We start from the raw sequence: 21860 nt of genomic DNA on the forward strand, positions 1-21860 counted from the left end.
GCGCCGGGCTGGTTGGGCTGGTGGCGGCCTACGATGCGAAGCAGACCAGCGGTACGCCGGACCCCGGAGGCTCCATGTTCGAGTTCATCTTCGCCCTCGTGGTGGTAGCCGTCGCCATCGTGGGCAACGCGATGAAGGCGTCCACGAAGAAGAAGCAGGCAGCTGCGGCGCCCTGGGCCCGGATCCAGCACGACGCGCAGCGGCTGCGGAACATGGTCACCCCGCAGCCGATGCCACCCGCGATGCAGCCGGCGCCCATCCAGGCGTACAACTTCCCCGTGCCCGGCCCGGGCCAGTACCAGGCCGGCCCGCAGCAATACGGGCCGCCGCCGCAGCACTTTCAGCCCGGTCCCCCGCAGTACCAAGGCCAGCCGCAGCCGTACCAGCCCGGCCCGATGCCGTTCCAGACCGCGCCGGGCCAGCAGCCGGTCCACCGGGTGCCTGCGAACCAGGGCAGCCTCGACGACCGGGTCCGCCGGATGATGGGCGCGGGCAACGAGGTCGGGGCGGTTCGCCTGCTCTGCGACGAGGCGGACCTGGGCATCATCGAGGCGCAGCGCTACGCCCGTTCGCTGGTCCAACCCGCCACCGACGGCCAGGAAGCTGATTCCGGCGGCACGGACGACGCTGAGCGCCGTACCGCTGAGGACGCCGAGACGCGGTACGTCGGATCGGCCGCGATCGCCACGTCGACGTTCGACCTCGGGCAGGACGACGGCTGGGCCAGCGGGTGGACCGACACGGCCGAGCCGGAGGACCGTTCGGACATGAACGAGCTGTGGGAGACGGTTCGCCAAGCCGGTCGCCCCGGCGCGGGCAGAACCTCGGGAAGCGGCGGCGACAACTCGACGTTCGACTCCGAGATGGACCTGGACTGACCGCCTGAACTCCTGATGGAACCCGGCCACCCCGGCCGGACTCTTCCGGGTATGAGCACACGATCAGCAACGCTGGGGGTGGCCGTCTCGATGACGTCGCGCGCGGACCCCGATCAGCACCTCTGGGCCCGCCTGCGCGAGGCCGACGAGCACGCCCTCACCGCGCTGTTCCACCGGCACAGCGACGCGGTCTACAACTTCGCGTTCCGGCGGCTGTCGTCCTGGTCGGCCGCCGAGGACGCGGTCCAGGCGACCTTCACCACGCTGTGGCGGCGGGCCCTCAACGGCCGGGTGGACGCGCTCACCCTGCCGTCGGCGCGGCCGTTGCTGCTGGTCATGGCCGGGCACGAGTGCGGCAACCTGCGGCGGTCCAGCCGTCGGCAGTCGGCCCTGCTGGACCGCGTCAGCACGCTCGACCCCGGCGACGAACCTGACCCGGCGACGGCTACCGCCGCCCGGCTCGACGATGAGCGCGCGATGGCCAAGGTCCGGGCCGTACTGGACGAACTACCCACCAAACAGCGTGAGGTGGTCGAACTCGTCATCTGGTCCGAGTGCTCGATGGCCGAAGCCGCCCGCGCTCTCGGCGTACCAGAGGGCACGGTGAAGTCCCGGCTGGCCCGGGCCCGCCGCACACTCGCCGCCCGTATCGATCTCGGCACTTCCCAGGAGGAGACGGCATGACTCTCAAGCTTCCCACCGAACGACCGCTCCCCCGCCCGCAGACCGTACTCGACCACGTGCTTGCCACCGGCAACGAGCCGGTACGGCGGCGGGGCTGGCTGGTTCCGGTCGCGGCGGCCGCCTCCGTGGCCGTGGTCGCGGGCGGAGTCCTCTCGGTCTCTCGCGGCGGTACGCCCGAGCCCATGCCCGTCGAGGCGCCGGTCGCGTCCACCTCCAAGTCGACCGGCAAAACGGCGACGACGGGCGGAACGGCGGCCAGCGTCCGGCTCGCCATCCGGCCGCTGAACGCGAGCGAACGTGCGGCCGCCGCCAAGGCCTGCCTCAACGATGTCGCCTCCAACGGCGTGCTCGGCGAGGTCAGTAGCGCGGTGCTGACGCGGACCTGGGGCAAGTACCCGGAGAAGGCCAGCATCGCCGTGCTCGATCGTCGCAGCGGTCTGGTCTACGCCTGCACCGGCCGATTGGCGCCGGGCGTGCCCTTCGAGGGATCCGCCATCGGTGGCGACCCGGCGAAGGCCAAGTCCGGCAAGATGGCGCTCAACCAGCCCGACGAGACCCATCCGGCGGTGCCGACCGACAACATCACCGAGAAGGGCAGCATCGAACTGGACGCCCGGCCCGACCTGCTCGCCCGCGAGAGCTGGTATCGCGTCGACGACCGGGTGGCGTCCGTTCGCCAGCGCATCCTCGTCAACGGCAAGCCCGGCCCTTGGTACGTCGCGGACGCGGCGGGCGGCTACGCCCACGTGCTGGTGTGGAACCAGACGGTGGTCTTCCGGAAGGGTGACAAGGTCCGGCTGGAGACCCAGGTGCTGGACCGGGCTGGACGCCTGCTCGACGCACCGGCGGACCAGAAGGGCGGTGGCGGCCTGACCCCGAGCCCGGGCACCACCCGCGTGGACAACGGCATCGTGATCGCCTCCCCCAGCCCCTGGCGGCCGGCCAACGGTGAGATCGACTGGCAGCCCTGATCCGTGCCCACCGGAACGGCCGGCAGCGGCACCGACTTGACGGTGTAACCAGCCCCGGAGTCGTACGTCGTGAAGGGCGCCGGGCCCAGACCGAGCGGGACACACGCCGGGTCGATCACACCCCAGGAGAACCCGAGCCGGTCGAACCGGCGCCCGCGCGGGTCGTCGTACACGCTGACCGACAACCGCTGGCCCTTGGGAAATCCGATGTTGCCGGTGCTCTTCCCCGAGACCACCGCCACCGGGCCCGCCGTCATCACGTAGTCCACGTCGATCGTGCCCCAGTTGTCCTTCATCCCGCCCTGGCCATCCGGCGTCGGGTGGTTGAAGCGGATCGTGCCGCGGGCGTCGCCAAAGACCACTTTGTTGCCGACCACCTTGTACGGATTGCCGTGCGCGTCGACAATGAACCGGCGCAGGGGTTGCCCGGGTCGAGCGAGAACGAGATCCAGGCGTCACCGGTGACATGGCCTTCGGTCCGCTTGGGTGGTGCCGCCTCGGAAGGCGCGCCGATCAGCGCCAGCCCGCCGGCCACCATCGCCCCGGTGGTGGCCAGCCGTACCAGGCGGTTGACGAGTGTGCTGCGCATCGCGATTCTCCTTGTGCGGTTGGGGAAACCTTGTTCCCCAACCCTCGCGAAACCGGCTCGCCCGGGCCTCCCCCGCTCGGGCCAGCCGGTTGGCTCGCGTGGGTGAAGCGGGCGTCAGATGAACCCGGCGCGCAGGGCGTAGGCGACCGCGTGGGACCGGTTGCGGAGCTGGAGCCGGCTGGTGACGTCGTGCAGCACGCTCTTCACGGTTCGCTCGGAGTAGGACAGTTCGCGCGCGATCTCCTGGGTGTCCTTGCCATCGGCAACAAGGCGCAGGACCTGGGTCTCGCGGTCGGACAGGTCGGTTTGCACGCGGCCCGCTGCAACCTCGGTGAACGGTGCCGGCCTGGGGTGCGGGCGGCTGGCGGCCGCCGACTGAATCATGCGGATGATGCCGTCCGGAGTTGCGTCGGATCGCCGGAGTACGCCGGACACGCCGAGCCGGGCGGCGGCCAGTACGGTCTCCCGGTCGAGCGAACCGCTGATCAGCACCGTCCGGCGGCAACCGCGACGGCTCGCCGCCCGCAGCGCCTCGACCGCGATCGGGTCGAGCGAGTCGGCCGCGATCAGCCCGATCGCCACCGGGCCGGCGCTGGTACCGCTGGCCAGCAGGGTGATCTCGGGCCGCTGGCGCAACGCGTACACCAGGCCGAACTGGGACAGCGGGTCAAGAGCCTTCACCCAGACGGGAATCCGGTGATTCGGCATGGTTCCTCCCCAAGAACGTGGCGTCGGCGCAGCAGTGCCGACCTGTTCCCAAGGATCCGGATGGTCCTTCAAGCAGCCTTAAAGCGCGGTCAGGGCGCGCAGGGCCAGCCGGTAGGAGTCGAGCCCGAAACCGGCGATCGTGCCGCTGGCGACCGCGCCGACGACGCTGGTGTGCCGGAATTCCTCCCGCGCGGCCGGATTGCTGATGTGCACCTCGATCAACGGGGCCGTGCGCTGGGCGCAGGCGTCGCGCAGCGCGTACGAGTAGTGCGTGAAGGCGGCCGGGTTGAGCACCACCGGCACCTTGCCGTCGGCGGCCTCGTGCAGCCAGCCGACCAGTTCGGCCTCGTCGTCGGTCTGCCGCACCTCGACCCGCAGGCCGAGTTCCGCGCCGGTCTTCTCGCAGTCGGCGACCAGATCGGCGAAGGTGGTCGCGCCGTAGACGTCCGGCTCCCGCGACCCCAGCCGGCCCAGATTCGGCCCGTTCAGCACCAGCACCTCGCGCGCTTCAGTCACGCGGTCAGCCTAGTCGGTGAGTTCGGCGTAGGCCGCGACCAACAGGCTCGGGTCCGGCGCCTCGAGGATCGTCGGCTTGGCCAGGGCGTCGAGAATGACGAAGCGCAGGCGGTCGGCGCGGGTCTTCTTGTCGAGCTTCATCGCGTCCTGCAGGTGCGGCCAGGCGTCCGCGCGGTAGCGGACCGGCAAGCCCAGGGACTCCAGCACGGTGACGTGGCGGTCGGCCGTCGCGTCGTCGAGGCGTCCAGCGGCCCGGGCCAGTTCGGCGACAAAAACCATGCCGATGCTGATCGCGGCACCGTGACGCCACTTGAACCGCTCTAGCCGCTCGATCGCGTGCCCGAGGGTGTGGCCGTAGTTGAGCGCTTCCCGGCCGATCTTGCCGGTGGTCGAGCTAGTGCGCTCGCGGAGATCCGCACCGACCGAATCGGCCTTCACCTGGATCGCGCGGGCGATCAGCTCTTCGGTGTGCTGGTACTCCGGTGAGGTCGAACCAGCCGGGTCGGCCTCGACCAGGTCGAGGATCACCGGGTCGGCGATGAAACCGCACTTGACCACTTCGGCCAGACCGCTGACGTAGTCGTTCTTCGGCAGCGTTTCGAGGGCCGCGAGGTCGCAGAGCACTCCAGCCGGTTCCCAGAAGGCGCCGACCAGGTTCTTGCCCTCGGCGGTGTTGATGCCGGTCTTACCGCCAACGGCCGCGTCGACCATGCCGAGCAGGGTGGTCGGGATGTGCACGACCCGCACGCCACGCAGCCAGGTGGCCGCGACGAACCCGGCCAGGTCGGTCGTCGTACCGCCGCCGATCGAAACGATCGCGTCGGACCGGGTGAAACCGGCTTGCCCGAGCACCGACCAGCAATAGGCCAGCACCTCGGCCGACTTGGCCTCTTCGGCGTCCGGGATCTCGATCGCGTGCGCGGTGAAACCGGCCGACACCAGGTCGTCGCGAATGGCGTCACCACTGGCTCGCAGCGCTCGCGGGTGGATGACCGCGACGCGCTGCACGCTGTCGCCGAGCAGCCCGGGCAGTTCGCCGAGCAGGTTGTGACCGATGACCACGTCGTACGGCGCGCTGGCGGCAACGGTGATCCGGCGGGCGTCGCTCACTACTTCGTCTCCAGCTTCTGCAGGATCTCGTCACTGACGTCCGCGGGCGTCCGGCCGTCCGTGCTGACCACCAGCGCGGCGACCTCTTCGTACAACGGGCGGCGCGCGTCCATCAGGTTCTTCATCTGGGTACGGACGTTGCCGAGCAGCAGCGGCCGCGACGTACCGAGGCCGACTCGTTTGGCGGCCTCGCCCAGCGTCACGTCGAGAAAGACCACGAAGTGCCCGGCCAGTTCGGCCCGGGTCTCCGGATCGAGGATCGCGCCTCCGCCGAGCGACAGTACGCCATCGTGCTGCAGCGCGGCGGACACGGCGGCCCGCTCGAGCTTGCGGAAATGGGCCTCGCCGGAGTCGACGAAGATGTCGGAGATCGGCCGTCCGGCCTCGGTCTCGACGGCGGTGTCCGTGTCGCGATGGGGCACGCCGAGCCGGGTCGCGAGCTCACCCGCGACGGTCGACTTGCCCGAACCGGGCGGGCCGACCAGTACGATCACCGGGCTCATCGGAGCGCGGCGATCGTGGCCGGCAGGCTGTCCAGGTACGCCTTGTGGTTGCGGGCGGTCTCGGTGACCGAGTCGCCGCCGAACTTCTCCACCGAGGCGTCCGCGATGACCAGGGCCACCATCGCCTCGGCCACGATGCCGGCAGCCGGGACGGCGCACACGTCGGAACGCTGGTGATGCGCCGAGGTGGCCTCGCCGGTGACGGTGTCGATCGTGCGCAGCGCCCTCGGCACGGTCGCGATCGGCTTCATCGCGGCCCGCACGCGCAGGGTCTCACCCGTGCTCATGCCGCCCTCGGTACCACCCGAGCGGCCGGTGACCCGCCGGACCACGCCGTCGGTGTTCACGATCTCGTCGTGCGCCTTCGAACCGGGCGTCCGGGCCAGGTCGAATCCGTCGCCGACCTCAACACCCTTGATCGCCTGAATGCCCATCAGGGCGCCGGCCAGCTTCGCGTCGAGGCGGCGGTCCCAGTGCACGTAGCTGCCGAGGCCCGGCGGCAGGCCGTTCACGACCACCTCGACAACACCGCCGAGGGTGTCACCGGCCTTCTGCGCGGCGTCGATCTCGGCCACCATCGCCTTGCTGGCGTCGGCGTCCAGGCAGCGAACCGGGTCCTCGTCCAGCCGGGCGACGTCCTCGATCGTGGGCACCGAGCCGTACGGCGCCTTGACCGTGCCGAGCTCGACCACGTGACTGACGATGGTGATGCCGTAGGCCTGGCGCAGGAACCGGGCGGCGATCTCCCCGAGCGCGACCCGGGCCGCGGTCTCCCGGGCGCTCGCACGCTCCAGCACCGGACGGGCCTCGTCGAAGCCGTACTTCTGCATGCCCGCGAGATCGGCGTGGCCGGGCCGGGGCCGGGTCAGCGGCGCGTTCCGGGCGAGATCGGCCAGGATCGCCGGGTCCACCGGATCCGCCGCCATCACCTGCTGCCACTTCGGCCACTCGGTGTTGCCGACCTGGATGGCGATCGGGCTGCCGAGGGACAGCCCATGGCGGAATCCGCCGATGAACGTCACCTCGTCCCGCTCGAACTTCATCCGGGCGCCTCGGCCGTAACCGAGACGACGACGAGCCAGGGCGTCGGCCACATCTTCAGTGGTGGCCTGGACGCCTGCGGGAAGACCTTCGAGTACGGCGACGAGCGCTTGTCCGTGCGACTCGCCGGCGGTGAGCCAGCGCAGCATGAGCCCGATTCTTTCACGCTGCGCCGCCCACCCCGCACACGCGTCCATCCCCGGCCACTCCGCTGTGGCTTGCGGGGCCGCGCCGGCACGGCGTCGGCGCTACCATCGTGCGGTCTGTCAAACGGAAGGACGTCATGGAACGGGCTGCGGCCGAGGAGTACCGGGCGAGGGTCCGGGGGTGTCTGCTCGGCGGTGCGATCGGCGACGCGCTGGGCGGCCCGGTGGAGTTCGATCCCCTGGCGAAGATCCTGGGCGACCATCCGGACGGCGTGCGCACGTTTGTCGCCGGTGGGCCGGGCTGGCCGCCGGGCACGGTCACCGACGACACCCAGATGACGCTGTTCACCGCCGAGGGCATGATCCGCGCGGGCGTTCGCAACGACCTCGGCCTCGGCTTCACACTCGCGGCCGTGCACCACGCCTACGACCGCTGGCTCGACACCCAGCTCCTGCATGGGCCTAGTGGTGAGCGGGACGGCTGGCTGCAAAACGAGCCCTGGCTGTACGCGCGCCGGGCACCGGGCAACACCTGTCTGACCGCGCTACACGAATCCCGCGCGAACCAGCAGTTCGGGCAGCAGGCGAACAACGACTCCAAGGGCTGCGGCGGCGTCATGCGCGTCGCCCCGATCGGCCTGTTGCCACCCGGCCAGGCCAATCCGCGCTGGACGTTCGACGCCGCGGCCGAGGCGGCCGGGTTCACCCACGGCCACCCGACCGGCAAGCTCGCCTCGGGCGCGCTGGCCGTGCTCATCCGCTACCTGGTCGAGGGCCAGGATCTCTCGACAGCCGTCGAGAAAACCCTTGCGTTACTGGGCGAATACCCCGGTCACGAGGAAACCAGCCGCGCCATCGTCGCTGCCCGGGAGGCTCCCCCGCAGGCGATCGAACAGCTCGGCGGTGGCTGGGTGGCCGAGGAAGCGCTCGCGATCGGGTTGTACGCCGCGCTCGCCCATCCGGGGCCGGACGAGATGCTCGATGCCCTTGCCCTCGCGGTGACCCACTCCGGCGACAGCGACTCGACCGGTGCGATCTGCGGCAACATCCTCGGCGCCCTGCACGGTGAGACCGCACTTCCGCAGGCTCTCGTACAGGGCGTCGAGGGTCGCGACACCATCTGCCGGCTCGCCGACGACCTCATCGCCGAATTCAGCTCGGACAAGCACGAGCACGACAGTGAACGGATCAGGCTCTACCCAGGCTCGTAAGGCCTACGGCTTGGTGATCGACATCGAGTGGTGGAAGACGTTCCGCGGATCCCACTTCGCCTTGATCCGCTGCAGCCGCGGGTAGTTGTCGCCGTAGTACAAGGTCTGCCACGGCACGCCCGAGGTGTTCCACGCCGGATCCGCCAGATCCAGGTCCGGGTAGTTGATGTATGAGCCGGCGTTGTACTCGTCATGCAACGGCACACCGCCAGTAGTCGCGTAGAGGTCCCGGTAGAACTTGCGCGTCCAGTCGGCGTGCTTGGCGTCCTCGGCCGGATCCGACCAGACGATGTTCATCACCATCTTGGCCACGGTGTCGCGCTGGAAGGTGGCAGTGGCGTCCGGGCGAACCGTGTTGACCTTGCCGCCGTACGGCACCAGCAGGAACGTCGCGTTCTGCGGGCGGCCCGCCGGATCGGTGAGGTACTTGTGGATCGTGCCGAGCTGCGCGTCGGTGTAACCCTTGCGCAGGTAGCCCGCCTTCCACAGATTGCGTTCCGGGGTGACGAGCTCCGGGATCGAACGCTCGATGGTGGTGTGCATGAACGGCCTCGCGCCAACCTCGATCGCAGTCGGTGCCGGATCCACACCTTCGGCGATGGCCGCGTTGAACGCCTTCAACAGCTTCTCCGCATCCGGCACGGAGGCGTCCAGCTGGGTCGAGAGCAGGAACCCGTCGGTCGAGCTGACCGGAACCAGCAGCGGACTGTACAAGCTGTCGTACGGCGAACCGGCGGTGTTATGCCGCTCGTAGAACGTGAAGAAGTTCCGAAGGCTTCGGATGAACCCAGCCTTGGTGACGGTCTTCCAGTCCCACAACACCAGGCTGCTCAGCAGTTGGCCCGGCGCCTTCGGTAGCAGCTTGGCCGGGTCGGACCCGGTAGCACCGGCCGTACGCATCAGGTACCGGGTGATGACGCCGAAGTTGCCGCCGCCTCCACCGGTGTGCGCCCACCACAAGTCCTTGTACTGGTTGTCGCGAGTCGCGACCACAGGACGCGCCTTGCCCTCGGCATTCACCACGACGACCTCAACGCCGTACAGGTGGTCCACGACCGAACCGTGCTGCCGAGACAGCGGCCCGTACCCGCCACCGCTGAAGTGGCCGCCGACGCCTACGCCGAGGCAACCGCCTCCTGGCACCGTGACGCCCCAGCCGTAGAACAACGCCTCGTAGACCTGGCCGAGCGTCGCACCCGCTCCGATCGAGAAGGCGCAGTACCGCTCGTCAAACTCCACTTCGGCGAACTGGGACATGTCGAGCAACACCTTGACGTCAGGGTTGTCCACGAAGTCCTGCGCACGTCAACGGCTCGCGTCCGTCCGGAGGATGAAGTCCAACCTCATCCCAGGTACGCGCGCGCTACCGGCTCTCCCAGCACGACACCCGCTAGTGCGCCTACGAGCATGAACGGCCCGAAGGCGAAGGCCTTACGGTCGAAAACCTTCAGAGCCGTCAGGAGTACGCCGAGCACGGCCCCGAGCACGAACCCGCCGTACACGCCGATGACCATCTCGCTCCAGCCCAGCCAGCCAAGGGCGCCACTGAGCAGCCCGGACAGGCGGACGTCCCCGAAGCCGATACCGGCCGGGTAAACGAACCACAGCAGGTAGAACACGGCGAAGCCGACCGCACCCGCTGCAGCCGCTCGTCCGAACGCACCCCAGTCGCCGGTGGCTGCGGAGGCTCCGAGCAATAGCAACGCGACTACCGCGTAGGTCGGCCAGATGATGGCCGAAGGCAGGTACCGCGTGCGCAGGTCGACGTAGCAGAGCACGGCACCCGAGATGGCCAAGGCGAGCCAGGCCGCCAGCGGCGCCGACCAGTCAAGCTTCAGCCCGAGTACAACGCCCGCGATGGCCCCGCCGATCCCGCACCAGATCGCGGCCCGCCGTGTCGCCAGCGAGCGGTACGTCAGCTTCGTATCGCCCTCGTCGAGTTCCGGCTCTGGGATCCGGCGGAACAGCCAGGGCCCCAGGAAGGCCGCGGCGCCACCGCACACCACAAGGGCGGCCAGAGCCACGGCCAGATTGCTTTGCATGGTGGTGCAGCTTAGGGCAGCCGGGCAGTACGACGCCGCCGAACGCCGATCAGAATCGCGATCAACCCGGCCAGCGGCGGAACCGCCAGAATGGCCAGCGTCACCGGCACCGGGTTGTTCCGCTCAATCGTGACCACCTGCCGGAACTCGTCATCGGTCGGCGCCTGCGCGAAAGTGAAGTCGTTCGTGATCCGGCCAGGCTGGTCGTACTTGACCGAGTACGCCGTCAGGTAGATCGACGACAGCGCCGCCACGTCGGCCCGGCCCGCAAAAACCAGCTCAGGCTGAACGGACGGATCAGGCAGTACGGTCGGCTCCACCCGGTGCCCGGTCGCGACGTACACCGTCACGGTCTGCGGCGTGGTCGCACCCTTGCTCAGCCGCATCGGGTAAACGATCCGGTCCGAGGCGAAGCTCAGCCGCAACGGCGGCGTCTCCCCCGACAGCTCGCCCTTCTTGTCCTCCGGCGCCAACCGCACCGCGATGATCTCCCACTTCTCCATCACGTACGGCGCGAGGTTGGCCGCCAGCCCGTCGGGCACGACGTATCCATTGGTGGCGAGCCATCGCGTCACCGCGGTCGGATCGGTCGCGCCGAGCCGGGCCACCTCGAACGGGCCGAGCCGCATCTGCTGGCGGACGTCGACGCCACCGCCGGCAGCGGGCGCGCCAGCTCCGTCACGCCGGCCGCCGATTTCCTTCAGGAACCCGCGGAACGGCCAGTAGGTGGTGCGATACACCTTGCGCGGCCGGGTCGCCATCGCCAACTGGCCGAACAGGTCCCGATCGCCGAGCTGGACCCGCGCCTGTGAAGGCACCGGCATGATCCACGCGGCCTTCTTCGACGAACCCCGCACGGTCATCGCGAGCGTGATCGTCTCCTGGCCGTTTGCGTGCTGCACCAGAGCCCGTTCGCCATAGACCCGGGCACGCTCGGACGCCGTACCGGCTCCTAGCTCCGGCATGTATCCGCCGCAGCCACAGGCCCAAGCCGGTGACACCACACCCAGGCCGGCCGCCGCCAGCACGATTCCCGCCACTACCCGCCATCGCATACCCGCACCCTATGGGCGCGGAGGGCCTAACTGATCCCGTACGGCCCACCGAAGACGTTTGCCGGGTCGTACTTGCGCTTGATGGTGCGAAGCCGGTTCCAGCTGCCGGAGTAGTAAGACTGAACCGCCCGCCCGGGTTCGACGTAGTTCACGTAGCCACCGGCCGACGCCTTCGCGACGGCCCGGTGGCCCGACGTGATCCACGCCCGGGCCGAGTTGTAGGACGTGCTGGTGGGATGCGCCGCGAGTCCGACGTACCACTGGATGACGCCGAGGCTCGACCGCCACGGCCAGGCCGAACCACCCGTCGGTACCTTCACCGCCTGGCCGCCGAGCGGATCGAGAATCGCGGAGGCCGTCTTGCCCGCGCGGGCCCGGGCCTTCACCGTGTTCACCAGACCGTTGATCGTCGCCGCGTCCATCGGGCCACGCAGCACGTCCGACCCGGCGGTGAAGCCCGTGCGCGGGCTCGTCGTACCGCCGCCGAGGAAGCGGACCGCCTCCAGGTGCGACCTCTGGCTGAAGGTTCGCGATGACGCGCGGGCGCCCACGAACGACTCCAGTTGCGCCGCGGCGGCCGTCGCCGAGCCGGTGGTGGAGACGCCGACGGCCCGTACGGCGATGGTGCCGTCGGCCCGCGCGTCGAGGTGCAGGTTCGCCCAGGAGGTGGTCGGCGCCTCGCGCGCGAAGCGTTGCCAGCCGCGAATCACCGCCGCGGCCTGCGCCTGGGTCCACTTGAGTACGAAGATGCCGAGCCGGCCGCCGGGGATCGTGGACAGCCGGAACGACGTGACGATGCCGAGGTTGCCGCCGCCACCACCCCGCAGCGCCCAGAACAGGTCCGCGTTCTGCGTTGGGCTGCAGGCGCGGAAGACGCCGTCTGCGGTCACCACCTGCATCGACAGAATGCGATCACCGGTCAGACCGTAGGCCCGGGTGTGCACGCCCATTCCACCGCCGAGCGCGAGACCCGCGACACCGACGGTCGGGCAGGTGCCGGTCGGCAGGGACCGCCCGTACCGGTCGAGAAACGCGTGTACGTCGTACAGCCGGGCGCCCGCGCCGACGGTCAGCACGCCGTTCGCGTACGACATCGACCGCAGGTTGCCGATATCGACCACCAGGCCGTTCGCCACGCTGGAGGCGCCGACGTACGAATGGCCGCCGGCCTTCGGCGCACAGCGCAGGCGGTTCTTCCGGGCGAACGCCACCGACTCGCGGATATCGGCGATCGTGGCCGCCTTCACCACACCGGCCGGTTGCACACTGTCGAAGCGCGGGTTGAACAGCTGATGCGCGCCCGCATAACCGGAACTGCCCGGGCGATAGAACCTGCCGTCCAGCCCACGTCCGAACCCGGCCCAGTCCGGCGCCGCCGCGACGTCCGGACCACCGGGTGCGATCGGCGCGATCGAAGGCGACGCATGACCGGAAGGCGATTCGGTGCAACCGGCGGCGGCCAGGGCGGCGAGCGCGCCACCGGCCTTCAGTAGCGTCCGGCGGTTAACGGGCTCCGGGGTCACGGTTATCAAGCTCCTCAAGGGCGGCGGACCTCATGGCCGCCAGAGGCGCGGGCGACCTACCCGTCATCATCTCCACTTGCAGAGTTGCTTGGTGCACGAGCAGATCAAGACCGTTCAACAGCTCCGTACCGATCCCGTAGGCCACTTGCGCCAGGCGCGTCGGCCACGGGTGATAGGCCACGTCGAACACCACGGGCGCCACCGCGGCGAAGTGCTCGGCATACGGATCGACGGCACCACCGGGCAGCGTCGAAATGCACAGATCGAAACCACCGATCTGCTCGGTCTGGTCGAACGTCGCCACCGCTGTCGCGATGCCGAGCTCCGCGGCCAGATCCGCCAGGCGGGTGGCCTTCGAGGCGTCGCGAACCACCAGCGTCGCCTCGCGCACTCCCATGCCCCGGATCGCGGCCAGCGTCGAGGCGGCCGTCGCGCCACCACCGAGAATGACCGCGCTGTCGGCCTGGGCGATGCCGTGCTCCGCGAACGCGTTGACCAGGCCTGGTACGTCGGTGTTGTACGCCGACCGGCTGCCGTCCGGCTCGAACACCAGCGTGTTCGCGGCGCCGATCAGCTCCGCGACGGGATCCACCTTGTCCGCCAGGTCGATCGCGACCCGCTTCAGCGGCATCGTCAGCGACAGCCCGCGCAGGTCCGGTCCGGCCGACGCCAGATAGGCCGCGAGCTCGTCCTCGGCGACCTCGAAGGCGTCGTACGTCCAGTCGATGCCCAACTCGGCGTAGGCCGCGCGGTGCATCACCGGGGACAGCGAGTGCGCGATCGGCTGGCCCAGGACGGCACAACGGTCCGGCATCAGCACCGCCCCTTGTGCGCCTTGCACCAGGCCTGCAGCCGGTTCACGTTGCGCTGGTGCTCCGCGAGCGAACTGGCGAAGGCCGTCTCACCGGTGTCCAGGTCGACCAGCGTGAAGTACAGCCAGTTGCCTTTCGCCGGGTGCAGCGCGGCCTGCAGCAACTCCTCGGTCGGCGAGTTGATCGGGCCGGGCGGCAGGCCCGGGTACTTGTAGGTGTTGTACGGCGAGTCGTAGTTACGGGACTCGGCGGTGGTGAACACCTTCCCGTCACGACCGGCGACGTAGTGCACGGTCGAGTCCATCTGCAGCCGCATGTTCGCGTTGAGCCGGTTGTAGATGACGCGGGCCACCTTCGGATAGTCCTGTTTGCGGTTGGTCTCCGCGCCCACGATGCTCGCCACCCGCACCGCGGTCCACGGGTCCACCCCGCCCTGCTGCGCGATCCGCTGCATGTCGAGCTTGATCGCGGCCTTGGTGTACTCGATGGTCATCTGCCGCAGGATCGACGTGGCCGTCGCGTTCTTCGGCAGGTCGTACGTGCCCGGGTAGAGAAAGCCCTCCGCACTGCCGTGCGCGTACGACGGGAGACCGAGCGTGCTGGGCTTGGCCAGCGCGGCCGCGACCGAACCGGCCGGCAGCTTCGCCGCCTTCGAGTTCTGCAGGATCGCGGCGGCCTCCTTCAGCGTCTTACCGGCCGGAATGCTGACCCGGCGGACCTGGATCGACGACTTCGGATCCAGCATCATCGCCAAAGCGGCCTCGGCCGACATCTTCTTGCGCATCGTGTACGTACCGGCCTGGATCGACAGTGAGTCGGCGTCCTTGCGGGCGACCCGCTCGAAGGCCTTCGCGCTCTTCACCACGTCCTTGGCCTCGAGCGCCTCGGCGATGCCCTTGGTGGTGGAGTTCTTGGCGATTTCGACGGTCACCGAGCCGGTACCAGGACCGGTGTAGTCGGGCGCGGCGAACATGCCGTCGACCTTGTCCCGGATCCGGCCGAAGCCCAGCGCCACCGCGACCACCAGCGCGCCGACGACTGCCAGCGAGATCACCACCGCGAGGCAGCCCCGGCCGCGGCGGGCGCGCACGCGCCGGACCTCCGCACGGCGATCCGCGCGGCTGGCCGGGCGCAGGCCGAGGTCTTCGTTCAGATCGCCGTCTTGGTCCACCGGTGTCCCGTCCACTGTCACAACGGGCTCCCCGGTGGGTTACCCGTCTCCCGCTCGAAGTCGAGCGCGTGCTGCAGAATGACCACGGCCGCGGCCTGGTCGACCACGGCTCTGCGCTTCTGGCCCTTCTTGCCCCGCTCCCGCAACATCCGTTCAGCGGTGACCGTGGTGAACCGCTCGTCCACCAGCCGCACCGCCACCCCCGGAATCCGGTCGGCGATCTGCGCCGTGACCTCGCGGATTCGCTCCGCCGCGGGACCCTCCCGGCCGGACAACGACCGGGGCAGCCCCACGATGATCTCGAACACCTCGAGGTCGGATACGAGGATAACGATCCGGTCAAGGTCCCCGTTACCCCGGCGAACCGTTTCCACCGGGGTCGCGAGAATTCCGTGCGGGTCGCTGGTGGCGACGCCGATCCGGGCGTCGCCGATATCCAGCGCCAGCCGCACTCCCCTACGCATGCGCGGGGGTATCAGCCGGTGACGGACTGACCGACCGCGTGCTCGACCGCGGCCAGGGCCTGATCGACACCGGCCGGATCGGTTCCGCCACCCTGCGCCACGTCATCCTTACCGCCACCACGGCCACCGAGCGCCTCGGCCGCGATGCGTACCAGGTCACCCGCCTTCAGCCTCCACTCGCGTGCCAGATCGTTGAGCGCGACCACCACACCCGGCTTGCCGTCGGACACGCCCGCGATCGTGATCACCGCGGGACGGTCGGTCGGCATCCGGCCACGGATGTCCAGCGCCAGCTTGCGCAGGTCGCCACCGCCCAGACCGTCCGGCGTGCGGTGACCCACGTAGTTGACGCCGAACACGTCCTTCGGGTTGGCAGCCAACTCGGCCGCGGCCGCCAGCACCTGACCCGCACGGGCCTTCTCGATCTCCTTCTCGGCCACCCGCAACCGCTCGACCAGGTCGGCGATCCGGGCCGGCAACTCCTCCGGCCGGGCCTTCAGGTTCTCGCTCAGCGTGCGAACCAGGGCCCGCTCGCGGCCGAGGAAGCGCAGCGCCTCCATGCCGACGAAGGCCTCGAGGCGCCGTACGCCGGCACCGACCGAGGACTCACCCGTCACGGTCAGCGTGCCGACCTGGGACGAGTGCTTGACGTGCGTGCCACCGCAGAGTTCGCGCGACCACGGCCCGCCGATCTCGACGACGCGCACCTCCTCGTCGTACGTCTCGCCGAACAGGGCCAGCGCGCCGATCTCACGGGCCCGCGCCAGCGGCATGTACTCCGCGGAGACCGGCAGGTCCTCGCGAACCGCCAGGTTGGAGACCTCTTCGATCTCGCTGCGCGTGGCCTGGTCCAGCGACGAACCCCACGCGAAGTCGAGCCGGAGGTACCCAGGCTTGTTGTACGAACCGCTCTGCAGGGCCGTCGGGCCGAGCACCTGGCGCAGGGCCGCGTGCACAACGTGCGTGCCGGAGTGGGCCTGGCAGGCGGAGATCCGCCATTCGCGGTCGACCTGCGCGTGCACGTCGGCGCCGGGCTGCAGCACGCCCTCGAGGACCTTGACGCGGTGCACGATCAAACCCTTGACCGGGCGCTGGACGTCGAGCACCTGCAGCTTGACGCCGTCGGCGACGATCTGGCCCTCGTCGGCGATCTGACCACCGGATTCGGCGTAGAACGGGGTCTTCTCCAGCACGACCTCGACGATCTCGCCCTGCTCCGCGGCCGGCGCGATCGTGCCCTCACGCAGAATGCCGCGAACCTGGGAGTCGGTCGCCAGCTCGGAGTAGCCGGTGAACTCGGTGATACCGCGCTCGCGCAGTTCCCGGTAGCCACTGGTGTCCGCGTGCCCGAGCTTCTTCGCCCGGGCGTCGGCCTTCGCGCGCTCGCGCTGCTCGGCCATCAACGTGCGGAAGCCCTCGGTGTCGACCTCCAGGCCCTGCTCGGCCGCCATCTCGATGGTCAGGTCGATCGGGAAACCGTAGGTGTCGTGCAGCTGGAACGACTGCGCGCCCGGCACGGTCGTGACCCCGCTGGCCTTCAGCTTGGAAACGGCCAGGTCGAAGATGCTCGTACCGGCCGTGAGCGTACGGCGGAAGGCGTCTTCCTCGGCGTACGCGATCTGGCTGATCCGCGCGAAACCCTGCTCGAGCTCGGGGTAGGACGCCTTCATCTTGTCCTTGCTGACCGGCAGCAGCTCCGGCAGGCTCGGGTCTTCGTAACCGAGCAGGCGCATCGAGCGCACCGCGCGCCGCAGCAACCGGCGCAGCACGTAACCGCCCTGCTCGTTACCCGGGGTGACGCCGTCGCCGATCAGCATCAACGCGCTGCGCACGTGGTCCGCGACCACGCGGAACCGGACGTCGTCGACCGGGTTCTCGCCGTACTTCTTGCCGCTGAGCTCCGAGGCCCGGGCGATCACCGGGAAGACCTCGTCGATCTCGTACATGTTGTCGACGCCCTGCAGCAGGTAGGCCACCCGCTCCAGGCCGAGACCGGTGTCGATGTTCTTGCTCGGCAGTTCGCCGAGGATCTCGTAGCCCTCCTTGCCCGGGCCGTCACCGCGCAGGTTCTGCATGAACACGAGGTTCCAGAACTCCAGGTAGCGGTCACCCGCCTCCCAGTCACGGTCGGCACCGAACTGCGGGCCACGGTCGATCAGGATCTCCGAGCACGGGCCACACGGACCCGGCACACCCATCGACCAGAAGTTGTCCTTCATGCCCAGGCGCACGATCCGGTCGTCGGGCAGTCCGGCGACCCGCTTCCAGATGTCGATCGCTTCGTCGTCCTCGTAGTACACCGAGGCGTACAGCACGGACTCGTCGAAACCGTAACCACCGTCGGCCTGCGACTTGGTGACCAGGTCCCAGGCGAACTGAATCGCCTCTTCCTTGAAGTAGTCACCGAAGGAGAAGTTGCCGTTCATCTGGAAGAACGTGCCGTGCCGGGTGGTCTTGCCGACCTCCTCGATGTCGAGGGTCCGGACACACTTCTGCACGCTGGTGGCGCGCTGGTACGGCGGCGTCTGCTGGCCGACGAAGTACGGCACGAACGGCACCATGCCGGCCGGTACGAACAACAGGTTCGGGTCTTCCGACGGCAGCGGCGCGCTCGGCACCACCGTGTGACCGCGGTCCTCGAAGTACTTCAGGAACCTGCGGCGGATCTCGCTTGTCTCCATGGGTTGTTACCGAAAGTCCTCACGCTGCTCGTTGGTGGCTGTGTCGATACCGAGGGCCTCGCGGAGTTCGTCCTCGCGCTCGGCCATACCGGCGCGGACCTCGTCGCCGAAGTGCCGGATGGCGCTGGCCACCTTCTCGGCGCTGGCCTGCAGGCTCTCCGGAGCGAGCACCTGGGCCCGCTTCTTCAGCCGGGTCACCGCGTAGACGCCCACCGCCGTACCGACGATGAACCAGAAGATCTTCTTCACAGCACCGACTCCGGGTTGTCGAAGTTCTGCCGGGGCGCCGCGCTGCGGCCCGCCCGCTTGCCGGCCTTGCGCTCGGCCTTCATGTCGCTCTTCACCCGGCGGGCGACATCGCGGCGCTGGCTCTCGCCGAACGCGCGGCGCACACCGTAGGTGAACGCGGCGGCCTTGACCAGCGGCCCGCCGGCCGTCGCCGCGAACAGCGAAGCCAGTGCGGCCGCGTTCGTGGTGACGGTGGTGGCGTTGTCGGTGATCGTATCGACCTTGGCCAGCTGCGCGTTGGTGGTGGCGACCGTGGTCGTCACCTCACCCAGCAGCGGCACGCTCGAGTCCGACACACCCTTGACCATGATCCGGGTCTCGTCGAACACCTTGCCGAGCTTCAGGATCGGATAGGCCAGCAGGCCCACCAGAATGAGCAGTGCGCAGGCCGCGATCAGCCCCGCGACTTCACCGACGCTCATGGATTCGATCCACCTTCCGTTCGAAGCTCTGTGCATTCCCTGGGGTAACCGATGGTGGCGCTGTCTCGTTACGCCTCGGTACCGGGACCTTATCGCGCGAGAGGCATGTCGTCGGGTACCAGGTCCGTACGCCATGCCCGCGTCCTGTCCGCCTCTACCGGTGGCGCCGTCCGGAGGAAAAGAGGTTTGTCATGCTGGTCGCCGATCGCTACCGGTTGACCACGTCCCTCGGGCGTGGCGCGATGGGTGAGGTCTGGCGCGCGACCGACGAGGTGCTCGGCCGGGAGGTGGCGGTCAAACTGCTGCTGCCGACCAGCCCGGACAAGTCGGCCCACGAGCGGTTCCGCCGCGAGGCCCGGGTGGCCGGCCAGATGGCTCATCCCAACGTCGTCTCGGTGCACGACTTCGGCTACCACGACGACCATCCGTACCTGGTGATGGAACTGGTCAGCGGCTTATCGCTGGCGGAGGAACTTGAGCGGCACGGGCCGTTCACGCCGGACCGGGTGCGCGACGTCGCGGGCCAGGTCGCGGCCGGGCTTGCGGAAGCCCATCGCCACGGCGTGATCCACCGCGACATCAAACCGGGCAACCTGCTGATCGCCACCGACGGCACGGTCAAGATCGCGGACTTCGGTATCGCCCGGTTCGGTGATTCCGATGGCCTGACCAGCGCGGGGCTGATCGTCGGCACCAGCTACTACCTCGCGCCCGAGCGGGCGATGGCCCAGCCGACGGGTCCAGCCGCCGACATGTACTCCCTCGGCTGTGTGCTCTACCAGTTGATGACCGGGCACGTGCCGTTCACGGCCGACACCCCGGCGGGCATCATCTACCAGCACGTGCACACGCCGCCGGTTCCACCTGGTGAGTTGCGTCCGGCCTTCGCTGGGCCGTTCGAGGACTACTTGATGCGGCTGCTGGCGAAGGAGGCTGAGGACCGGCCGACCGCCGAGGAGCTGGTGCGCTGGGCCCGCCACGATCTGACCGTGCCCTCCGCACTGGCGGCGCCACCGGCCCGGAAGACCGTCACGCCGAAGGCCGGCGCGTTGATCGTCAGCGGCGCACTCGCGCTCGCGATGGCGGTCGGGACGGCGCTGATGCTGGATTCGGGTGGCCGGGGCGGCCTGGTGCCGGAGGATGCGAAGGTGCCGGCGCAGAGCACGCCGTCGGTCAAGCCCACGGTGAAGCCGTCCAACCCCTCCACGGGCCGTACGCCGACGCCCCGGCCGACGCGCGTACCGACCACCGCGACCCGCGTCAGCCGTACGACGACCACCACCGCGGTGAAGCCGAGCGTGAAGGCGAGCACCGAGAACGCCGGCCCGAATGCCAGCAAGGGCAAATCGAGCGGCAAGGCCAACGGTAAGGGCAAGGGTAAGAACAAAGGCTGACCGTCTGGTCAGCGGTCCTTGAGGATCTCGCGGATCTTGGCCAGCCGGTCCGCATACGCCGCTTCGCCGCCGCGGCGGGTGGGCTCGTAGTACCGCGCGCCGTCCACGACGTCGGGCGCGTACTGCTGCGATACGACGCCGCGTGGGTCGTCGTGGGCGTACTTGTAGGTCTTGCCGTGGCCGATCTTCTTCGCGCCGGCGTAGTGCGCGTCGCGAAGATGCGGCGGCACCGGCCCGATCTTGCCCGCCTTCACGTCGGCGAGGGCGGCGTCGATGGCCTTGATCACGGCATTGGACTTCGGCGCGAGCGCGAGCGCCACTACCGCCTGGGCCAGGTTGATCCGGGCCTCCGGCATACCAATGAACGCGACCGCGTCCGCCGCGGCGACGGCCACACCCAGCGCGGTCGGATCGCCCATGCCGATGTCCTCGCTGGCGGAGATGACCAGCCGGCGCGCGATGAAGCGCGGGTCCTCGCCTGCGGCGATCATCCGGGCCAGGTAGTGCATGGCGGCGTCCACGTCGGAGCCGCGGATCGACTTGATCAACGCCGACGCGACGTCGTAGTGCTGGTCCCCGGCGCGGTCGTACCGAACGGCGGCCTGGTCGACGGCCGTTTCCAGCGTCGGCAGGTCGATCACCTCGGCCTGCTTCGCCCGGGCACCGCCCGCGGCGGCTTCGAGGTACGTCAGCGCGCGGCGGGCGTCTCCCCCGGCCATCCGGAGCAGGTGGTCCCGCGCGTCCTCGGCCAGCTCGAACTCGCCGTTCAGCCCGCGCTCGTCGGCCAGCGCCCGCTCGAGCAGCAGCGCGATGTCGTCATCGGTGAGTGATTCCAGCGTCAGCAGCAGCGAACGCGACAGCAGCGGCGAGATGACCGAAAAGAACGGGTTCTCCGTGGTGGCCGCGACAAGCGTGACCCAGCGGTTCTCGACGCCGGGCAGCAACGCGTCCTGCTGGGCCTTGGTGAAGCGGTGCACCTCGTCGATGAACAACACCGTCTCGACGCTCTGCCCCGGCCGGGCGAGATCCCGGCGGGCACCGTCGATGACCTGGCGAACGTCCTTCACCCCGGCGGTAACGGCCGAGAGCTCGACGAACCGCCGGTTGGTCTGGTGGGAAACGACCGCCGCGATGGTGGTCTTGCCCGTGCCGGGCGGGCCCCAGAGCAGCAGCGACATCGGCTGATCGCCCTCGACCAGCCGGCGCAACGGCGAACCGGGCGCCAGCAGGTGCTGCTGCCCGACGAGCTCGTCCAGACTGCGCGGGCGCATCCGCACCGCCAGCGGCGCCGAGGTGTGATCGGCATCCGACAGGCTGCCGCCCCCGCGGGCAGGAGCGGGCGCGCCAGGCAAATCGAACAAACCTTCGGTCACAACCCAAGCCTACCTACCGTCCCCGCCTTTGCGGTCATCCGTCACAATCCGCCCTCGGCCACCGCCGTGACGGAGTTTGCGTCAGGACGTTGGTGACGTTCGGCAAGTGACGTCGGCAAGTGACGTCGGCAGGGGTGAGGCGACGGAGGCGTGCATGCTTATTCGCGAGTGGTCGCGAGTGGTCGCGAGTGCACGCGAGTGGTCGCGAGTGGTCGCGAGCGCACGCGAGTGACCGGGCTGTCGGATCGGTCGGAGGTGGTTCCGCGCCTGCGAAGGCG

22 protein-coding genes are annotated in these 21860 nt (G+C 69.5%); 5 read left to right on the forward strand and 17 right to left on the reverse strand.

Features of this window, described 5'->3' with window-relative positions; translation table 11 throughout:
* Nucleotides 1-20: 20 nt before the first annotated feature.
* Genes ACFFGN_RS07630 through ACFFGN_RS07640 form a run of 3 tightly spaced genes read left to right on the forward strand, consistent with a single transcriptional unit; the run spans nucleotide 21 to nucleotide 2533 of the window.
* Nucleotides 21-878 (forward strand): hypothetical protein, encoded by an 858-nt coding sequence (locus ACFFGN_RS07630; protein ID WP_380044630.1) that lies wholly within the window; start codon nucleotides 21-23, stop codon nucleotides 876-878.
* A gap of 51 nt (nucleotides 879-929) precedes the next feature.
* On the forward strand, nucleotides 930-1562 hold the full coding sequence (locus ACFFGN_RS07635) for an RNA polymerase sigma factor (RefSeq protein WP_380044631.1): 633 nt from the start codon (nucleotides 930-932) through the stop codon (nucleotides 1560-1562).
* Nucleotides 1559-2533, forward strand: a complete 975-nt coding sequence (locus tag ACFFGN_RS07640; RefSeq protein WP_380044632.1) for a hypothetical protein — start codon at nucleotides 1559-1561, stop codon at nucleotides 2531-2533. The genes ACFFGN_RS07635 and ACFFGN_RS07640 overlap by 4 nt, the downstream gene beginning before the upstream one ends.
* A gap of 292 nt (nucleotides 2534-2825) precedes the next feature.
* Here ACFFGN_RS07640 and ACFFGN_RS07645 read toward each other — a convergent pair whose 3' ends face one another.
* From ACFFGN_RS07645 to aroC, 6 genes are all read right to left on the reverse strand, one after another.
* Entirely contained in the window at nucleotides 2826-3122 is a 297-nt protein-coding gene (locus tag ACFFGN_RS07645) for a hypothetical protein (RefSeq protein ID WP_380044633.1), read from the reverse strand.
* A gap of 114 nt (nucleotides 3123-3236) precedes the next feature.
* Nucleotides 3237-3830: a response regulator transcription factor gene (locus tag ACFFGN_RS07650; RefSeq protein WP_380044634.1), complete on the reverse strand. Its 594-nt coding sequence runs from the start codon at nucleotides 3828-3830 to the stop codon at nucleotides 3237-3239.
* A 78-nt stretch (nucleotides 3831-3908) separates the two neighbouring features.
* Complete coding sequence (gene aroQ / locus ACFFGN_RS07655; RefSeq protein WP_380044635.1) at nucleotides 3909-4346, reverse strand: type II 3-dehydroquinate dehydratase; 438 nt, start codon at nucleotides 4344-4346, stop codon at nucleotides 3909-3911.
* A 9-nt stretch (nucleotides 4347-4355) separates the two neighbouring features.
* Nucleotides 4356-5456, reverse strand: coding sequence for a 3-dehydroquinate synthase (gene aroB / locus ACFFGN_RS07660; RefSeq protein WP_380044636.1), 1101 nt, complete (start codon nucleotides 5454-5456; stop codon nucleotides 4356-4358).
* Nucleotides 5456-5959, reverse strand: coding sequence for a shikimate kinase (locus ACFFGN_RS07665; RefSeq protein ID WP_380044637.1), 504 nt, complete (start codon nucleotides 5957-5959; stop codon nucleotides 5456-5458). The genes aroB and ACFFGN_RS07665 overlap by 1 nt, the downstream gene beginning before the upstream one ends.
* Nucleotides 5956-7149, reverse strand: a complete 1194-nt coding sequence (gene aroC, locus ACFFGN_RS07670) for a chorismate synthase (RefSeq protein WP_380044638.1) — start codon at nucleotides 7147-7149, stop codon at nucleotides 5956-5958. Before aroC ends, ACFFGN_RS07665 begins: the two co-directional genes overlap by 4 nt.
* 134 nt (nucleotides 7150-7283) lie before the next feature.
* Here aroC and ACFFGN_RS07675 point away from each other — a divergent pair, with 134 nt between their 5' ends.
* Nucleotides 7284-8357, forward strand: coding sequence for an ADP-ribosylglycohydrolase family protein (locus ACFFGN_RS07675; protein WP_380044639.1), 1074 nt, complete (start codon nucleotides 7284-7286; stop codon nucleotides 8355-8357).
* Nucleotides 8358-8360: 3 nt separating this feature from the next.
* On the opposite strand, the gene ACFFGN_RS07680 is transcribed toward ACFFGN_RS07675, so the two are convergent.
* Genes ACFFGN_RS07680 through ACFFGN_RS07725 form a run of 10 tightly spaced genes read right to left on the reverse strand, consistent with a single transcriptional unit; the run spans nucleotide 8361 to nucleotide 18815 of the window.
* Nucleotides 8361-9647, reverse strand: a complete 1287-nt coding sequence (locus ACFFGN_RS07680; protein WP_380044640.1) for an FAD-binding oxidoreductase — start codon at nucleotides 9645-9647, stop codon at nucleotides 8361-8363.
* 53 nt (nucleotides 9648-9700) lie between these two features.
* Nucleotides 9701-10399, reverse strand: a complete 699-nt coding sequence (locus ACFFGN_RS07685) for a prepilin peptidase (protein WP_380044641.1) — start codon at nucleotides 10397-10399, stop codon at nucleotides 9701-9703.
* Nucleotides 10400-10410: 11 nt separating this feature from the next.
* Nucleotides 10411-11454, reverse strand: a complete 1044-nt coding sequence (locus ACFFGN_RS07690; RefSeq protein WP_380044642.1) for a DUF2330 domain-containing protein — start codon at nucleotides 11452-11454, stop codon at nucleotides 10411-10413.
* Between the two features lie 26 nt (nucleotides 11455-11480).
* Nucleotides 11481-12977: an FAD-binding oxidoreductase gene (locus ACFFGN_RS07695; protein ID WP_380044643.1), complete on the reverse strand. Its 1497-nt coding sequence runs from the start codon at nucleotides 12975-12977 to the stop codon at nucleotides 11481-11483.
* Nucleotides 12958-13791: a shikimate dehydrogenase gene (locus tag ACFFGN_RS07700; RefSeq protein ID WP_380044644.1), complete on the reverse strand. Its 834-nt coding sequence runs from the start codon at nucleotides 13789-13791 to the stop codon at nucleotides 12958-12960. Before ACFFGN_RS07700 ends, ACFFGN_RS07695 begins: the two co-directional genes overlap by 20 nt.
* On the reverse strand, nucleotides 13791-14981 hold the full coding sequence (gene mltG, locus ACFFGN_RS07705; RefSeq protein WP_380044645.1) for an endolytic transglycosylase MltG: 1191 nt from the start codon (nucleotides 14979-14981) through the stop codon (nucleotides 13791-13793). The genes ACFFGN_RS07700 and mltG overlap by 1 nt, the downstream gene beginning before the upstream one ends.
* Complete coding sequence (gene ruvX / locus ACFFGN_RS07710) at nucleotides 14978-15424, reverse strand: Holliday junction resolvase RuvX (RefSeq protein ID WP_380044646.1); 447 nt, start codon at nucleotides 15422-15424, stop codon at nucleotides 14978-14980. The genes mltG and ruvX overlap by 4 nt, the downstream gene beginning before the upstream one ends.
* A gap of 11 nt (nucleotides 15425-15435) precedes the next feature.
* Nucleotides 15436-18105, reverse strand: a complete 2670-nt coding sequence (gene alaS, locus ACFFGN_RS07715) for an alanine--tRNA ligase (RefSeq protein WP_380044647.1) — start codon at nucleotides 18103-18105, stop codon at nucleotides 15436-15438.
* Between the two features lie 6 nt (nucleotides 18106-18111).
* Entirely contained in the window at nucleotides 18112-18354 is a 243-nt protein-coding gene (locus ACFFGN_RS07720) for a DUF6167 family protein (protein WP_380044648.1), read from the reverse strand.
* Nucleotides 18351-18815: a DUF948 domain-containing protein gene (locus ACFFGN_RS07725; RefSeq protein ID WP_380044649.1), complete on the reverse strand. Its 465-nt coding sequence runs from the start codon at nucleotides 18813-18815 to the stop codon at nucleotides 18351-18353. Before ACFFGN_RS07725 ends, ACFFGN_RS07720 begins: the two co-directional genes overlap by 4 nt.
* Before the next feature lie 191 nt (nucleotides 18816-19006).
* Here ACFFGN_RS07725 and ACFFGN_RS07730 point away from each other — a divergent pair, with 191 nt between their 5' ends.
* Nucleotides 19007-20209, forward strand: coding sequence for a serine/threonine-protein kinase (locus ACFFGN_RS07730; protein ID WP_380044650.1), 1203 nt, complete (start codon nucleotides 19007-19009; stop codon nucleotides 20207-20209).
* Between the two features lie 8 nt (nucleotides 20210-20217).
* Here ACFFGN_RS07730 and ACFFGN_RS07735 read toward each other — a convergent pair whose 3' ends face one another.
* Nucleotides 20218-21582 carry a replication-associated recombination protein A gene (locus ACFFGN_RS07735; protein ID WP_380044651.1) on the reverse strand — a complete coding sequence of 455 codons (1365 nt, stop codon included), beginning with the start codon at nucleotides 21580-21582 and terminating at the stop codon, nucleotides 20218-20220.
* Between the last annotated feature and the right edge of the window lie 278 nt (nucleotides 21583-21860).

Source organism: Kribbella deserti, assembly GCF_042434725.1.
GTDB classification, from domain to species: domain Bacteria; phylum Actinomycetota; class Actinomycetes; order Propionibacteriales; family Kribbellaceae; genus Kribbella; species Kribbella deserti.

What these genes read in the sequence shown, in the direction of transcription:
- ACFFGN_RS07635 (WP_380044631.1), top strand. Translation starts at nt 930, where the DNA reads ATGAGCACACGATCAGCAACGCTGGGGGTGGCCGTCTCGATGACGTCG.
- ACFFGN_RS07640 (WP_380044632.1), top strand. Translation starts at nt 1,559, where the DNA reads ATGACTCTCAAGCTTCCCACCGAACGACCGCTCCCCCGCCCGCAGACC.
- ACFFGN_RS07645 (WP_380044633.1), bottom strand. Translation starts at nt 3,122, where the DNA reads ATGCGCAGCACACTCGTCAACCGCCTGGTACGGCTGGCCACCACCGGG.
- ACFFGN_RS07650 (WP_380044634.1), bottom strand. Translation starts at nt 3,830, where the DNA reads ATGCCGAATCACCGGATTCCCGTCTGGGTGAAGGCTCTTGACCCGCTG.
- ACFFGN_RS07665 (WP_380044637.1), bottom strand. Translation starts at nt 5,959, where the DNA reads ATGAGCCCGGTGATCGTACTGGTCGGCCCGCCCGGTTCGGGCAAGTCG.
- aroC (WP_380044638.1), bottom strand. Translation starts at nt 7,149, where the DNA reads ATGCTGCGCTGGCTCACCGCCGGCGAGTCGCACGGACAAGCGCTCGTC.
- ACFFGN_RS07675 (WP_380044639.1), top strand. Translation starts at nt 7,284, where the DNA reads ATGGAACGGGCTGCGGCCGAGGAGTACCGGGCGAGGGTCCGGGGGTGT.
- ACFFGN_RS07685 (WP_380044641.1), bottom strand. Translation starts at nt 10,399, where the DNA reads ATGCAAAGCAATCTGGCCGTGGCTCTGGCCGCCCTTGTGGTGTGCGGT.
- ACFFGN_RS07690 (WP_380044642.1), bottom strand. Translation starts at nt 11,454, where the DNA reads ATGCGATGGCGGGTAGTGGCGGGAATCGTGCTGGCGGCGGCCGGCCTG.
- ACFFGN_RS07700 (WP_380044644.1), bottom strand. Translation starts at nt 13,791, where the DNA reads ATGCCGGACCGTTGTGCCGTCCTGGGCCAGCCGATCGCGCACTCGCTG.
- ruvX (WP_380044646.1), bottom strand. Translation starts at nt 15,424, where the DNA reads ATGCGTAGGGGAGTGCGGCTGGCGCTGGATATCGGCGACGCCCGGATC.
- alaS (WP_380044647.1), bottom strand. Translation starts at nt 18,105, where the DNA reads ATGGAGACAAGCGAGATCCGCCGCAGGTTCCTGAAGTACTTCGAGGAC.
- ACFFGN_RS07725 (WP_380044649.1), bottom strand. Translation starts at nt 18,815, where the DNA reads ATGAGCGTCGGTGAAGTCGCGGGGCTGATCGCGGCCTGCGCACTGCTC.
- ACFFGN_RS07730 (WP_380044650.1), top strand. Translation starts at nt 19,007, where the DNA reads ATGCTGGTCGCCGATCGCTACCGGTTGACCACGTCCCTCGGGCGTGGC.